Source organism: Alteribacillus bidgolensis (assembly GCF_002886255.1).
Classification (GTDB): Bacteria; Bacillota; Bacilli; order Bacillales; family Marinococcaceae; genus Alteribacillus; species Alteribacillus bidgolensis.
The window spans coordinates 2,273,606-2,287,599 of record NZ_KZ614149.1; the positions used below are offsets into that span (position 1 = coordinate 2,273,606).

Annotated in this window: 16 protein-coding genes; 6 read left to right on the top strand and 10 right to left on the bottom strand. The window is 39.1% G+C overall.

Annotated elements, in window-relative coordinates; translation table 11 throughout:
* The first annotated feature begins 49 nt into the window (after positions 1-49).
* The 4 genes from CEF16_RS11375 to CEF16_RS11390 all read left to right on the top strand — a co-directional run bounded on the left by CEF16_RS11375 (position 50) and on the right by CEF16_RS11390 (position 3,831).
* Entirely contained in the window at positions 50-322 is a 273-nt protein-coding gene (locus CEF16_RS11375) for a hypothetical protein (RefSeq protein WP_091581289.1), read from the top strand.
* A gap of 16 nt (positions 323-338) precedes the next feature.
* Complete coding sequence (locus CEF16_RS11380; RefSeq protein ID WP_091581286.1) at positions 339-674, top strand: spore coat protein; 336 nt, start codon at positions 339-341, stop codon at positions 672-674.
* A 666-nt stretch (positions 675-1,340) separates the two neighbouring features.
* On the top strand, positions 1,341-2,285 hold the full coding sequence (gene thpD, locus CEF16_RS11385) for an ectoine hydroxylase (RefSeq protein ID WP_091581283.1): 945 nt from the start codon (positions 1,341-1,343) through the stop codon (positions 2,283-2,285).
* Positions 2,286-2,439: 154 nt separating this feature from the next.
* Positions 2,440-3,831, top strand: a complete 1,392-nt coding sequence (locus CEF16_RS11390; protein WP_091581280.1) for a DUF2254 domain-containing protein — start codon at positions 2,440-2,442, stop codon at positions 3,829-3,831.
* A gap of 41 nt (positions 3,832-3,872) precedes the next feature.
* Here the strand turns inward: CEF16_RS11390 and CEF16_RS11395 are convergent, their stop codons facing one another.
* From CEF16_RS11395 to CEF16_RS11405, 3 genes are all read right to left on the bottom strand, one after another.
* On the bottom strand, positions 3,873-4,073 hold the full coding sequence (locus CEF16_RS11395) for a hypothetical protein (RefSeq protein ID WP_091581278.1): 201 nt from the start codon (positions 4,071-4,073) through the stop codon (positions 3,873-3,875).
* Between the two features lie 197 nt (positions 4,074-4,270).
* On the bottom strand, positions 4,271-5,146 hold the full coding sequence (locus CEF16_RS11400) for a DUF4097 family beta strand repeat-containing protein (RefSeq protein WP_091581275.1): 876 nt from the start codon (positions 5,144-5,146) through the stop codon (positions 4,271-4,273).
* A gap of 26 nt (positions 5,147-5,172) precedes the next feature.
* On the bottom strand, positions 5,173-5,493 hold the full coding sequence (locus CEF16_RS11405) for a hypothetical protein (protein ID WP_091581272.1): 321 nt from the start codon (positions 5,491-5,493) through the stop codon (positions 5,173-5,175).
* A 235-nt stretch (positions 5,494-5,728) separates the two neighbouring features.
* Between CEF16_RS11405 and ilvD the strand changes: the two genes are divergently transcribed.
* Complete coding sequence (ilvD, locus tag CEF16_RS11410; RefSeq protein ID WP_091581270.1) at positions 5,729-7,426, top strand: dihydroxy-acid dehydratase; 1,698 nt, start codon at positions 5,729-5,731, stop codon at positions 7,424-7,426.
* A 47-nt stretch (positions 7,427-7,473) separates the two neighbouring features.
* On the opposite strand, the gene CEF16_RS11415 is transcribed toward ilvD, so the two are convergent.
* The gene (locus CEF16_RS11415; protein ID WP_091581266.1) at positions 7,474-8,163 is read right to left on the bottom strand and encodes an iron chelate uptake ABC transporter family permease subunit; all 690 of its coding nucleotides are present in this window, start codon (positions 8,161-8,163) and stop codon (positions 7,474-7,476) included.
* Positions 8,164-8,318: 155 nt separating this feature from the next.
* Positions 8,319-9,545, bottom strand: a complete 1,227-nt coding sequence (gene bcbE, locus CEF16_RS11420; protein WP_091581263.1) for a bacillibactin exporter BcbE — start codon at positions 9,543-9,545, stop codon at positions 8,319-8,321.
* 668 nt (positions 9,546-10,213) lie between these two features.
* Here bcbE and CEF16_RS11425 point away from each other — a divergent pair.
* A complete protein-coding gene (locus CEF16_RS11425; RefSeq protein ID WP_091581261.1) occupies positions 10,214-10,459 on the top strand; it encodes a hypothetical protein in 246 nt (81 codons plus the stop codon).
* A 114-nt stretch (positions 10,460-10,573) separates the two neighbouring features.
* On the opposite strand, the gene CEF16_RS23770 is transcribed toward CEF16_RS11425, so the two are convergent.
* The 5 genes from CEF16_RS23770 to CEF16_RS11445 all read right to left on the bottom strand — a co-directional run bounded on the left by CEF16_RS23770 (position 10,574) and on the right by CEF16_RS11445 (position 13,601).
* On the bottom strand, positions 10,574-10,729 hold the full coding sequence (locus CEF16_RS23770) for a hypothetical protein (protein WP_170031839.1): 156 nt from the start codon (positions 10,727-10,729) through the stop codon (positions 10,574-10,576).
* A 144-nt stretch (positions 10,730-10,873) separates the two neighbouring features.
* Positions 10,874-11,113, bottom strand: coding sequence for a hypothetical protein (locus CEF16_RS11430; protein WP_091581258.1), 240 nt, complete (start codon positions 11,111-11,113; stop codon positions 10,874-10,876).
* A gap of 275 nt (positions 11,114-11,388) precedes the next feature.
* Positions 11,389-11,652 (bottom strand): small, acid-soluble spore protein, alpha/beta type, encoded by a 264-nt coding sequence (locus CEF16_RS11435; RefSeq protein WP_091581255.1) that lies wholly within the window; start codon positions 11,650-11,652, stop codon positions 11,389-11,391.
* Between the two features lie 27 nt (positions 11,653-11,679).
* Positions 11,680-11,895 carry a YozQ family protein gene (locus CEF16_RS11440; protein WP_091581253.1) on the bottom strand — a complete coding sequence of 72 codons (216 nt, stop codon included), beginning with the start codon at positions 11,893-11,895 and terminating at the stop codon, positions 11,680-11,682.
* A 107-nt stretch (positions 11,896-12,002) separates the two neighbouring features.
* On the bottom strand, positions 12,003-13,601 hold the full coding sequence (locus tag CEF16_RS11445) for a catalase (RefSeq protein ID WP_091581250.1): 1,599 nt from the start codon (positions 13,599-13,601) through the stop codon (positions 12,003-12,005).
* Positions 13,602-13,994: the final 393 nt, after the last annotated feature.

The following is a 13,994-nucleotide window of genomic DNA, read 5'->3' on the forward strand; positions in this document are numbered from 1 at the left end:
TAGAGGTTTACATACTAACTATCGTATATTAAAAAGGAGGAATGTATAAATGGATCAACAGCAGCAGCAAAACCAAAACCAGCAGCAAGTCATGCCTCAGCCCCCCCAGCATGTTACTGTAAAAGACCACTTGTACCTTTCTGACATGCTTAGTTGGAATTTAAATGCAGCAAAAAAAGCTGCTTTTTTTGCCAAACAGTGTACAGATATGGATATTAAGCAGGAGTTAGAAAAAACAGCTCAGATGCATGAACGGCATTATCAGCAGTTAATAACACATCTTCAATCAGGCAACCAGCCCATACAGCCAAATACCAATTAAAGAGGAGGTTTAAAAGATGCCTGGATCAAACAAAATTCAAAACCCCAAAACAGAAGTACCGCAAACTCCCGAAATGAATGATCATGATTTCTTAAATGATATGTTAACAACCGAAAAGTACATGACAGATTCATACAGCACCGCTATGAATGAAGCTAGTCACCAAGATCTTTATAACGATATTTCCATATTTTTTAACGAGACTCAAAATGTCCAGCGTGATTTATTTAATCTAATGTTTGAAAAAGGGTGGTACAGCTTTGAAGCTGCCGATCAGCAAACCATGGATCAAACCTTTCAGCAGTTCAGTGGATATAACAGCCAGCTTCCGACTGGAGGAATGACACAATAATCTACAATTGAATGGAGCTGTCCCAAGCGGGCAGCTCCTTTTTTTTCGATTGAATAAACAAACCCTTGTTCCTTAGGCACAAGAACAAGATGGCGAACGACGTATGTTTCCTATCTAACGAATCCATTTCATAAGTGCTATTTTGATTATCAAAAACGAAATGATATCGATTGTAGCGGAAGGCGCGACTCCTGCGAGATAAGCTTGAGCTGAGGACCCCGCAGGCAGCTTGCTGCCGAGGAGGCTGAAGCCAAGTCCGCGCAAAGAAAATACGAGTACGAACAAAGTGAATTGGAGTAGATGTCGCGCTTTGCCCGAGGGTGAAAGAGTCCGCCTGAAGCGAAAATCGAATGATAACGAGGGGATGTTATATAATGTTCGTTTATAATGATATAGAAATGAATGATGAAATTCATTCTTACAGAATAAAAATTTTTTTAATTCTTTTTCCTCTCTTTTTATGTTTTTAAACCTTTTTTCGAAAGTTTTTTTGAAAAATTTTTTAGGCTTCTATCACTTGTCTTATCTGACTTACAGCATTTATTGGATATTGAAGCTTAAATTTTTTTATTTGTAGAGGTTTATTTAAAATTTTACTTGGGTATCAGACCTAACGACTCGCCATTTTCATTAAAATCTATTTAGTGGAAAAGGAGTGATGGTGTAATGGCAGTCGATAGATACCCTTCCAGACAAGGTCAACAGGCAAAAATTATGGAAAGACAAGACCCTGTAATTCACCGTAACCCCGAATTCGCAGATGGTCCTTTAACGGAACAGGACTTAAAAGGTTTTGAAGAAAATGGCTACTTAATGTTTGAAAAACTTTTTAACGATGACGAAGTAGCTATTATGAAAAGCGAGTTGCGGCGCACGATGGACCTCAATCAAGAAAGAAATGCAGACGACGTGATTAAAGAACCCGGAAGTAATGAAATTCGGTCCGTGTTTGAAATTCACAAAGACAGCGGTTTCTTTCAGGCGTTATCCAAAAACCATCGTATTGTGAAAGCAGCCCAGCAGCTGTTAGGCAGCCAAGTTTATATCACACAGTCCCGAATAAATTTTAAACCAGGCTTTAAAGGTAAGGAGTTTTACTGGCATTCGGACTTTGAGACTTGGCACATAGAAGATGGCATGCCTAATATGCGAGCGGTAAGCTGCTCGATCATTCTAACGGATAACTATGAGTATAATGGCCCGCTCATGTTAATTCCTGGTTCCCAAAAATGGTACGTATCCTGCCCTGGTGAAACACCTGAAGATAATTACAAATCTTCGCTGCAAAAACAAGAAACTGGGGTACCGGATAATGAAAGCATGAAATGGCTTGTGGATCAAGCAAATGGAAGAATTGACCGGGCAACTGGACCTGCCGGCTCTGTATTGTTCTTTGAATGCAATACAATGCACGGATCTGCCGGCAATATTTCACCGTATCCGCGCAGTAACGTTTTCTTTGTATTTAATTCGATTGAAAACAAACTCACTAACCCATATTCCGGCCAGTCTCCGCGTCCAGAATTCCTTGCAAACCGGGAAGATATTAAGCCTATTACACCGAACAAAGACCGTTTACAAACCTTTACTAGTCGAATTGCTAGAAGATAAGTTAGAACAGAGGCTGCCCTTCACATGTCAAGGGCAGCTTTTTTTCGTACCAAATGGCCATTATTAGGTTTTATACGTTCATTGACCGGAAAGAAATGTGAAGACTTAACATTATACGGAAAAACGGCAGCAGTTAAGAAAGGAATAACGACCTATGAGACTTAAAAATTTTTTACCTAGACCTATTCGTAAGTTGTCGAGTATGTCCTACCGGCAAATTTGGTATGAACTTCGTTCTAACCTATGGTTCAGCTCACTCATATATGCAGTTTTTGCTGTAGTTCTTATATTTTTCTCCTATTGGCTCGATTTTACTGCCCAGATAAAACAGTATATGCCGGATATGTTTTTAACGACTTATGAGCTCACCTATATATTAGTAAGCACTTTGATTGCTGGTATCCTTACCTTGAACGCTTTTACATTTAACTCTATTCTAGTTGTCTTAACTAGTTTCTCTGGCCAATTTTCTCCACGAATGCTGTCAAGCTTTATTTCAGACCGCCGCACACAGCATGTAATCGGCATTTTTAATGCTTGTTTTCTTTATGTTCTTATAGCATTCTTTTTAATAAACGAAGAAGAAAACGGTATGTATGTTGCCATTCCGATTTTCACAGTTATTTCAGCCTTTTTAGCTTTATCAAACTTTGTATTTTTCATCAATCATGCTGTTAAATGGATGCAGGTACCTAACCTGACTAACAACATGAAATACGAATCACAGCAAACGATTTTGCGTACCTTATTAAAAGATTTAGAGCCTTACCGAACGAAGGAACCTAATCATACGGAAAAAGAATTAAATGAAAGAGAAGGACATGTTATTGCGGCAAATGCAGCCGGTTTTATTCAAATATTTGATTACAAACATTTAATTAAAGAAGCCAAGAGAGATAAAATCATTTTACGGCTCGAACGCCGGATCGGGGATTTTGTAACAGAAGGTATGCCTATCATCACATATTGGAAAATAGATGATACCGCTGTTAATGAATTTAAGTACAGAAGACTTATATACTTGGGTCCGAAAAAAACAGAAGTACAAGATTTGGAATTTGGCGTAAATAAGCTAACAGAAATCGCAATTAAAGCCATAGGGAATAGTGACCCAAACACAGCGAATAACGTGATATATCAACTAGCAGACTTACTGGTCTCGATTTCGAAAGTTACCCGGTTCACTCCCTATTTAACTGATATAGATAATAAACTCCGGCTTATTATTAAAGAAGAGTCGTTTGATTATTACTTGTACTCTGCCTTTTCCCAAATAAGTGTATATGCTAAAAATGACCCTTTTCTAACGACAAATATATTGGAAGCCATAACGATTCTTTCGCATTCTGTACCTCCAGAGAATCATCTTTGCTGCTGGGAATTTGCAAAAACAGTTGCAAGAGGATATAAGGAAGGCTTCACCTATGCCTACAATGAACAAAGGTTTTATAATAGTTTAAGGGGTATTGCACAAAAAACGGGACACTTGAATAGATATAAAGAGTTTGAACAGGAAATCAAATCAAACATGGTTATAGAAAAATAATAGGCTGCCTCCGCAGTATACAGTGCGGAAGGCAGCCTGTTTTATTCTTCTTGTTTTTCTTGATTCCTGTTGGAAGAATGCTGCGATAATAGCAACCCATAAAGCATCGCAAAAACCATACCGCCAAATCCGATCATTTGAAAAGCTGCACTTTGTGAATTTTGAAATTGAACCGTACCAATAAAAAATAGAAGTACAAAGACAGTCATCATAATAAAAGTCCATAACATCGGCTGTTTCATAAACTCACTCCCATTTTCATGTTATCTTTCCATGATATGTGCGCGCGTCTGAAATAATGCAGAGATTTTTTTGATGTTATGTTGTTTTTCCGTATTTTACTTTTTTAAAACCTGTTTTTATATACTTTTTGTAAATAACCTTCCAGAGAAATTCCATAAATGAACAGCATACCTATGAAAAGGCATGCTGTTAGGTTTTATTCCTTAATATAAAGATTCCCGCTTACCGATTCCAAATGGATGAGCACATCACCTGCTCCTTTTTTTCCTTTCAAGCTTCTATTTCCGCTTTGTTCTATTGTATCTAAGGCTACGTTATTTCTAATATCGCCGCTTACGACAGAAACATCTAAACGAACATCCTCTTCTCCCACTTGAAGATCGACATCACCAGAAGTAACATTCATACGAACTTCGTTTTTTATTTCTTTCCATTGTACATTTATATTGCCTGACGTTACATTGGCTTTAAGTGGTCCGGAATAATCATTCATGTTAATATTTCCAGAGATTGTTTCCACTGCTGCCTTGTCGGTTTGTACATCATTTAGAGTGAGATCACCTGATTTTGCTGAGAGGTCTATTTCTTCTGTTTTCATATTCGCAATATACGTATCACCAGAAGCGATATTTGTCTGTATGGATTTATATCTTTTTTCTTGTTCATTTTCCAAGCGGAAATCACCCGATCCCGCTTTAATGGAAAGGCGGCCTTTAAACGTTTCTGGAATGGTTACAACCCAATTAGAATTTTTACCTAAGGTGAAAAAAGAAAACCAATGTTGTTTTGGCTGAGTAATGGTTAACGCATTATTATCTTGAGAGATTTCCACATCACTGTCTTTATTACGTGCAGAAGTCTCAATGCTTACCGTATCTTTATCATGCGTTTTTATAGTAACATCACTCGATAATGCATGGATCTGTATACTGTCTGCTTCTTGGAGTGTTTCTTCTAAATGTTTAGTAGAACTGCCTAATCCAGGGGCATACTGGTTGACATTTGCAAATAACGATCCGGTTAATATAACAAGCCCTATCAAAACAAGAATCAAACCGGCTAGCCTGCGCATGATTTTTCCCTCTTTTTCATTTCATATTATGAACTTATCACCGTCGAATCAGCTTTTTTTCGTCTTAAATAATTCCTAACTACATACAGCACGATGACAAAACCAGTTATTGTTATAAAAACGGGCAGACCCCCTGTTAAAATAAATGCTCCCGCTAGAATGAAACCTAATCCAGTTCCTATCATCATTTTCGATTGTTCTTTTTTAAGAAGCTTTGCTCCGGCATAAAAACTAATCCCTGCTAAGCAAAGGGTAAGAATAGGAAAAACACGGTCTTCTAGTAGTATAAATAAAACCAGCAGTATCACAGCCCCTGCTGCTATTTTATTCCGCTTCTTATCAAGCATGAGTATTCCTCCTGTTTTCTATCTGATAATCTTATTTTAATGCAGGAGCTTTTGCCACGCACCATAATATGGGAGGATTTTCGATCAGTCTGTAGACGGATAATGTTTTCCAATTTTCCATATTTGATTGAAAGAGATTATCCTAGTATTATTGTATATAGTAGATGTTACACTATTTTTCTGAACATACACATTATTTTTACAAGGCAATTAATCGGAGAGAGGAAGGAAGACAATGGAAAAAAGCAAAAAAGATTTGCGTATACGAAGCAAGGTAATAAGTGAAGGAGTCAACCGCGTTCCGAACCGTTCCATGCTTCGTGCTGTCGGCTTTGAAGACGAAGACTTTAAAAAACCTATGGTGGGAGTAGCAAGTACCTGGAGTGAAGTCACGCCATGTAACATACATATTGATAAGCTTGCTCGTGAAGCAAAAACCGGAGCAGCAGAAAATGGCGGGGCCCCTCTTATTTTTAACACGATCACTGTTTCTGACGGAATTGCAATGGGACACGAAGGAATGAGCTATTCACTTCCGAGCCGTGAAATTATTGCAGACTCCATTGAAACTGTTGTAGGAGCTGAGCGCCTTGACGGATATGTGGCGATTGGCGGCTGTGACAAAACAACACCTGGATGCTTGATGGCAATCGGCCGCATGAATCTGCCCTCTGTCTATATTTATGGCGGAACGATTCAACCGGGAAAACTAAACGGCAACGATATTGATATTGTTTCTTCCTTTGAAGCAGTCGGCCAGCATCAGCAAGGAATGATAGATGATGAAGAACTGCATCAAGTGGAGTGCAATGCGTGTCCGGGAGCAGGTGCATGCGGAGGTATGTACACAGCCAATACGATGGCAGCTGCTGTAGAAGCAATGGGTATGAGTATTCCTGGTTCCTCTTCTACTCCGGCAGTTTATGATTATAAAGAAATAGAAGCAAAAGAAGCAGGAGCTTTAGTAACAGAATTGCTTGAAAAAGAAATCTACCCTCGGGATATTATGACAAAAGAAGCGTTCGAAAACGCTATTACCGTTGTGATGGCTCTCGGCGGCTCGACAAACGCCTTTTTGCATCTTCTTGCTATCGCTCATTCAGCAGACATAGACTTGAGTTATGACGATTTTGAAAGAATTCGCAAAAACGTTCCTCATATTGCTGATTTAAAACCAAGCGGAAAATATGTCATGCAAGACCTTTACTTGGCAGGCGGTGTGCCGGCTGTAATGAAACTATTGCTTGAAGAAGGACTTCTTCACGGAGACTGCCTCACAGTTACCGGGAAAACACTGGCAGAAAACTTAAAAGAAGCACCTAGCCTTAAAGAAGGACAAGACATTATTTATCCGCTCAGCAATCCAATTAAGCCTAACGGGCCTCTTGTTGTACTCAAAGGCAACCTTGCCCCAGAGGGTGCCGTAGCAAAAATGTCCGGCCAAAAAATCAGCAGGTTTGAAGGAACTGCTAAAGTGTATGACAGTGAAGCCACTGCAACAGAAGCGATTACAAACAACGAAATCAAAGAAGGCGACGTACTCGTTATACGCAATGTCGGTCCTAAAGGCGGACCAGGCATGCCGGAAATGCTTTCCGTTACGGCTATGATTGTCGGAAAAGGACTTGGCGGCAAAGTCGCTCTTATTACAGACGGCCGTTTCTCCGGCGGTTCTCACGGCTTTGTTATCGGACACGTAGCGCCTGAAGCTGCTGCAGGCGGACCAATCGGATTGCTTGCAAACGGAGACAAAGTTACGATCGACAGCGAAACGCAGGAAATTAATTTTGAGGTTTCCGATGAAGAACTTGATAAGCGTGCGCGTGAATGGAAAGCTCCTGAACCTAGATACAAAACAGGATCCCTTGCCAAATATGCTAAATTAGTTGCTTCAAGTGCTCGTGGAGCTGTGACAGATCATAATTTAGATTAACAGAGGATGCCCTAATGAATAAAAGCAGCTTAAGCGTTAACCACACGCTAAGCTGCTTTTTTGTTTATAGTTAATGAGAGATGGCTTTTGTCATTTCCGAAACGGACACTAATCCCCCGCCCGAGATTAACGGAAAATTCTTCACCCATACCTGCTACCGTAAATTTGTCAGCGAATAAATAAGCTAGAATCAATGCAGGCAAACTTATGTAAATGAGTTCATACTGCCCTTCTACAATCATGGAAAAATCACCATGCAGCCAAGATGACATATTTTGAATTAAATCATTTTTATAAGCAAAAAATGTCGTGATGGAACTGATATATTTCCAAACATGAGGCCGAACAGCGGTATAAAGATTGTCTAAAATTTTCATAAAAACCAGTGTTCCAAGTAAAGCAAAGACAAAAGAAATGGCAGCTTTTTGCAGCGGCGACGCGCTGGTAAAGATCATTAATGACACAAGAATACCAATCCTTGCTGCATCTAATGTTCCTGCTGTCGTAGGAGACACGAATTTATTGCGGCTTAGCTGCTGCATAATCATACCGCAGATACTCATGCTCATCCCGGCTATTAATATGCTGACAAGCCGGGGAATTCTGCTTGCCCATAATATATGAGCCTGCTCTTCTGTTAGTTTAAACAGATCCATTGGTGATACGTTCTGCACTCCAATAAACAGTGATGCGAAAGATAAAACGAGGAGTACTGCTAAAAGATACCTTTTTCCCATAACTTACCTTTCTTAATCTGTAAAGGAAACAATAAAATTAATTATCATTTTCATTGATAACAATTCTCTTTCTACCACTTTTTATTTATTTGTCAATTATTTCTATACCTCAATACACCCTCCTATATAACCAGCTCTACTCTTCACAGTGAAATTCACGTAACAGCCGGCTCTTTTTTTTCTTCTGAAGAAGGCCGAATGGCTGCAAAGGTAAGTAAAACAGCCGCCACGCTGATTCCTGCCAAAATATAATAAATTAAACCCGGACCATGTTTCATTAATACCGCAATGATAGGAGGACCAGCGGCAACACCTACAAAACGCATACTGCTGTAAAAAGACGTGATCGAACCCCGTTCTTCTTTTTTGATCCCTTCTGTAATCAGGGCATCCAAGCAAGGCAGTGATAACCCTATTCCTATACCAGCTATGGTCAAAAGCAGTGTAAACATAAATAAGCCCATTTCTTCTCTCACAAAAAACAAGGACACCGCCGCCGTTCCATTTCCTACTAAAATAAACCATTTCATTCGAATTTTATCTTCTCCTATCATTTTTCCGCTCGAAAAAGAAGCAATGCATAAAAATAACAATGGAATGGCTAATACGAAACCTTTTACATACCCTTCAATACTGTATTTTTCTTCAAGTAATGAGGAGAAATGAAATAAAATGCCAAACAATACTAACATTAAAATACACCCGATAAAAAACACCGCAAACAACCAGCGACCGTTATGGTGAAACGTTTCTTTGACCCCTTGTACAAACTCTTGAAAGGATGGATTGCTGCGCTCCTCTTCTTTTTCCTTTTTTGGTGTTTTTACTAAAAAAAATACTAAAAGGACTGCTATAAAAGACAATACCGGAATCGCTATAAAAGGCATATACCAAATCACGACTGCCAGCAATGCTCCTAAAATGGGACTTAGCACTTTTCCAAGCGTATTAGCTGTTTCAATAATGCCCAATCCCTGACTCACTTGTTCTTCTTCTTTAAACATATCGCCTACGGTCGGAAGCACCACTGGAAAAGCTCCGGCAGCTCCCACACCTTGTAAAAATCTCCCCATCATAATAACGGCATATGGATTTTCCATCTGCCATGCTGCGTAGGCCGATACAGCTCCGCCCAATGCAACAATGATAAGGCTCGGTATGATCACTTTTTTTCTTCCAATTCTGTCGGACAAATACCCTGAAACGGGAATAAGAACGATAGCTATTAATGAATAAATAGAAATTATTAAGCTTGATTGAAAAGATGTGATGTTAATTTCTTTTTCAATTAATGGCAGCACTGGGATCAACATTGAATTTCCTAATGTCATCATTAATGGAATCGATGCTAATGCGAATAAGTCCCATCTCTTTTTTTCCATTTGGCTCCTCCGATTACTCGCTAGTGTTTTAACTCAAAATGTAAAGGTAGTGTTCGTCTTCTAATATTTTGACTTTGTGTATAGTTATTTACAGAAAACAATCTTTATATTAAGAAAAACTTCGTTAACGATTTTTAACTGATTAACTTATATTATTTTGCTAAGGAAAGAGCTAATGCTTCTACCATTTGGACTTAGCAGCAAATCAAATTTTTCAATCCTGTTCAAAGAAGCCTGAGAAGATTATTCCCAGGCTTTGTTCTTTCTTAAATTGGATCGGAGCGATGCGGCAGCCACTCAGCAAGAAAGTCCGGCAATTCTCCATTAGCTGCCAACGTGGCATGTCCCCCGTTCACCAGCTTAATATTTCACTGTGTTCTTGAAGAGAACGCAAAAAGCGTGCATGTTTTTTTGCTGCGATACCCACGGCTTTTACTATTTTGTGCACAAATTAATAGATTTGCCTCGTTCCTTTTATATGAGGGGTTTTTCACAGGAACGGAAGTATATTTTTGACCGTTTTCTAGCAGACTGATGTATAACAGCCGTTTCTATTAAATGATTTTATGAGTAGCATACAAGCATTCCTTAGAAATACTCGGCTTGTTGCCAAGTAAAGGAAAAAGCCGGCTCCTTTTAAATAGGAACTGGGGCTAAGGAGGGATAAAATGACAGAACAACAACTGGAATATACGTTTGATCTCTTTGGCTATTCAGATTTATACCAAAAGCTTCGTTATCCGATAAAAGTGTCAGGGGAATTTGACAACGTTGATATCGAAGTATTGGAATCCTTTTTAGACTGGTATGTTTTCGATAACACCGATAAGGTATTATTTGATGATTTCATCTATCATTTTCGCGTGTTTAGAAAGATTTATAAAAACAATAATCTTCCTTACAGGCCGTGGTAAAGAATAAAAATGCAAGCCACAAAATGCCTCATTACAAAAAGCTGGAATTCAGAGAACATTTAATGCCTTGAGAATGAAAGAGCTTGGTCGTCCAAGCTCTTTTAATAACCAATTTTAAGAAGTGCCAGCTTCATTTTCTTCATATGCAATTAGAATAATATCTTGTTTTGTCGTTTCTCGCAGTTCGTTTTCTAGCGATCTTAGCCGCTCTAATTGTCCTGGCTCCAAATCAGCTGCTGAATAACCTTCAAATTTTTCATTTTGTGACATATAGCTTCCTCCTTTTAAGCTTTAAGGTACACGTAAATATATGTATTTATTCCTTTCCGAATCACGATTTAAAATTCGCTTTATATGTGCCGCTTCCGCAAATGAAAAAAAGAGTGCCGGTTGTGGCACTCTTTTGCTGGTCCATTATACTTTCTCGACGACATAAGCTTTCTTTTCCCTAAAATATTTTTCTCCGTCTTCGGAGGAATGTTCAAAAAATCCTTCGAATTCATGCGTCACTAAATAATGGCGCTCTGGATCGGTAAATAGTTGGTTATCATTTGTGGATAGGAGTACAGCGTCTGTTGTTGTAACGTAACTGTCGAGATCTTTTGCCTTGTACTGCGTTCCCGGTTTTAACGTATTCAGCCCTGGTTTAGACATCGTATCTCCTCCCTATATGCAATGTTTGTTATGATCATTCCCATATGTATTTTCTGCAAAACCTTCAGATATAAAAAAGAAGGCCAGCTCCGGCTCAGGAATTGCCTCCTATCGTTACAATTGGCAAATTAGATTTTCCTTTTCTTTTCCAATACTATCCGAATTTACTGATTCACTCGCCGTTTGTAACGAAATACTATCCACAAAAGTCTTTTTACTCGCTGCTGATCGTCATATACTCGCCAATGCAGCAGTATGCCGAAAAAAAGAAACCGTCACTCAGACGGTTTTCTTTCATTTAATTGCTGTTCGGCCATTTTTACTAGTTCCCTGACCATTTTCCCACCGATATTGCCGCCGATTTTCCCTGCATCTTTCGCTTTTATTTCCCCATTATAGCCGTGGTTTATTGTAACACCGTGTTCCTCAGCTGTTTCAAACTTCGCATTCTCTGCATTATTGGCATTAGAGACTTTTGCTTTTAGTTGATCTAATTGATTTCTCGATTCAGGAACGAGAATCTTGTTTCTTCTCCCCATATAACATTCCTTCTCTCTTTCAATTGGTTATTTTCGTTTTAGTTTTCTTCCTTCATGTGAGACTAAATTGCCGTTTTCATCTACTTCATCTATTGAACCATCAATCGTGCCTTCCGTGTACGTATCAGATACTTGTTCGTGGGTAGATGCCAATCCCTTTGATGATTGGTCAGTACTTGTATAATCTGAAGGATGATAGGTTTTATCTGCATCTATTTTCGAATGCTGCTGATTATTATTCATTGCAAAAAACTCCTCTTCCTCATTTACGTTTAATATGTGAATCCTGCACTTTTTTTATTCTTTTTTCCCATACGAAAAGCGGCCATAATTCCGGGGCCCTTTTCCATTTAATATTGATCAGAAGGATGGGCGATTTCTTCGGCTTGTCTTACTGCTTCAGCTGAATCCTCCGTTCCAATCGGTCCTTTGCTGCCCATTTTATCCTTTTGCTTCAACCCTTCTTCTACACGATTTCCATAATTTTCATCACATTTGTAAAATAATTCCACCATCTCATCTTGAATATCTTTCCGGCAAGGTTTTAATGTATTGACCAAGTTGGATATTAAATCTTCTCTTTCCCACTCACTTAAGCGCCGGTATGTTTCGCCTGCCTGCTCAAAGTTGTTTGTACGGTCAATCGGTTCCCGTTTTAAATGCCCTTCCACATAAGGTTCGTGTTCTTTGCCTGGATTCTCAGCTTCTTTCAGTCCAGCAATCAACGAAGGTTCGTAATTCACATGCGGATTGTCATGTTCTCCATAATCCGTTCTAAAATCCATTTGTCCACCATGCTGGTTGGTTGCAGGCTTATGTTTAGGTTTATTAATGGGAAGCTGTAAATAGTTACTGCCCACCCGGTATCTTTGTGTATCCGAATAGGAAAAGGTCCGGCCTTGCAGCAGTTTATCATCTGAAAAGTCAAGTCCGTCTACAAGGACACCGGTACCAAATGCGGCTTGTTCTACTTCAGCATGAAAATCATCCGGATTTTTATTTAACACCATTTTTCCAACAGGATGCCATGGAAAGTCGTCTTTGTACCACAGCTTCGTAGGGTCTAACGGATCAAATTCAAGTTCTGGATGTTCATCGTCAGTCATGATTTGTACATACAGTTCCCATTCCGGGTAATCTCCTTTTTCAATCGCTTCAAATAAATCCTGCGTAGCGTGGTTGAAATTTTTGCCCTGTATTTCTTCGGCTTCCTTTTGCGTTAAATTTTTAATGCCCTGTTTGGGTTCCCAATGGTATTTCACGAGAACCGATTCCCCTTGTTCATTAATCCATTTATACGTATTTACGCCAGAACCTTGCATTTCACGATAGTTAGCTGGAATACCCCACGGGGAAAATAAAAAAGTAATCATGTGCATCGCTTCTGGAGATTGAGAAATAAAATCAAAAATACGCTCTCCGTCTTGTATGTTTGTCACCGGATCTGGCTGAAAGGCATGAACAAAATCAGGGAATTTAATAGGATCACGGATAAAAAATATTTTTAAATTGTTTCCCACTAAATCCCAGTTGCCATCTTCTGTGTAAAATTTCACAGCAAATCCTCTTGGATCGCGCAGTGTTTCGGGTGAATGTTTTCCGTGATTCACTGTAGAAAAACGAACAAACACCGGCGTTTGCTTTCCTTTTTCTTGAAAAAGTTTAGCTCTCGTATATTTGGAGATCGGTTCATCTCCCACTTTCCCATATGCTTCAAAATAACCATGCGCTCCTGCTCCGCGTGCGTGAACAATACGTTCCGGTACTTTTTCCCGGTCAAAATGACTGATTTTTTCAAGGAAATCATAGTTTTCCAAAGTAGTTGGGCCGCGGTTGCCTACTGTTCGCGTATTTTGATTATCCGTCACTGGATGCCCCTGCTGGTTCGTTAACGTTTCTTCTTTTTGGTCATACTTGTGTAAACTTTTTTTATTTTTTTGTTCATCCATTATTTTGTCCCCCTTTCTCTATCCATTCTTTCCAATAAAAACTAATATATGTAATTCTTACAAATCCCGATCTTGCTCCTTTTCTGGTTAAATCAGCTACGAGCTAGGAATGTCGCGGTTCATTATATGGAATTTTTTCAAATACTCGCCGATTTTGAGATTTACTCGCCGTTCGTGGACGAATACTAGCCGAAAGTTGCCAAATACTATCCTAACAACAGAAAATACTCGCCAATACAAGCGGAAAAGCCTTCCCGAATGAGATGATGGAAAAATGGAAGATGATAAAGAGCCCATGGTTAGAATTTGTTTGACTGGGAAGACGGATGAGGTCCGTCTTTTTAGAAAGAGAAGATAAATAGTAGTCAATAGACTGTATGTCTCGATATCCCG

Coding starts and splice junctions, on each gene's coding strand:
- CEF16_RS11375 (WP_091581289.1), top strand. CDS start 50: ATGGATCAACAGCAGCAGCAAAACCAAAACCAGCAGCAAGTCATGCCT.
- CEF16_RS11380 (WP_091581286.1), top strand. CDS start 339: ATGCCTGGATCAAACAAAATTCAAAACCCCAAAACAGAAGTACCGCAA.
- thpD (WP_091581283.1), top strand. CDS start 1,341: ATGGCAGTCGATAGATACCCTTCCAGACAAGGTCAACAGGCAAAAATT.
- CEF16_RS11390 (WP_091581280.1), top strand. CDS start 2,440: ATGAGACTTAAAAATTTTTTACCTAGACCTATTCGTAAGTTGTCGAGT.
- CEF16_RS11395 (WP_091581278.1), bottom strand. CDS start 4,073: ATGAAACAGCCGATGTTATGGACTTTTATTATGATGACTGTCTTTGTA.
- CEF16_RS11400 (WP_091581275.1), bottom strand. CDS start 5,146: ATGCGCAGGCTAGCCGGTTTGATTCTTGTTTTGATAGGGCTTGTTATA.
- CEF16_RS11405 (WP_091581272.1), bottom strand. CDS start 5,493: ATGCTTGATAAGAAGCGGAATAAAATAGCAGCAGGGGCTGTGATACTG.
- ilvD (WP_091581270.1), top strand. CDS start 5,729: ATGGAAAAAAGCAAAAAAGATTTGCGTATACGAAGCAAGGTAATAAGT.
- CEF16_RS11415 (WP_091581266.1), bottom strand. CDS start 8,163: ATGGGAAAAAGGTATCTTTTAGCAGTACTCCTCGTTTTATCTTTCGCA.
- bcbE (WP_091581263.1), bottom strand. CDS start 9,545: ATGGAAAAAAAGAGATGGGACTTATTCGCATTAGCATCGATTCCATTA.
- CEF16_RS11425 (WP_091581261.1), top strand. CDS start 10,214: ATGACAGAACAACAACTGGAATATACGTTTGATCTCTTTGGCTATTCA.
- CEF16_RS23770 (WP_170031839.1), bottom strand. CDS start 10,729: ATGTCACAAAATGAAAAATTTGAAGGTTATTCAGCAGCTGATTTGGAG.
- CEF16_RS11430 (WP_091581258.1), bottom strand. CDS start 11,113: ATGTCTAAACCAGGGCTGAATACGTTAAAACCGGGAACGCAGTACAAG.
- CEF16_RS11435 (WP_091581255.1), bottom strand. CDS start 11,652: ATGGGGAGAAGAAACAAGATTCTCGTTCCTGAATCGAGAAATCAATTA.
- CEF16_RS11440 (WP_091581253.1), bottom strand. CDS start 11,895: ATGAATAATAATCAGCAGCATTCGAAAATAGATGCAGATAAAACCTAT.
- CEF16_RS11445 (WP_091581250.1), bottom strand. CDS start 13,601: ATGGATGAACAAAAAAATAAAAAAAGTTTACACAAGTATGACCAAAAA.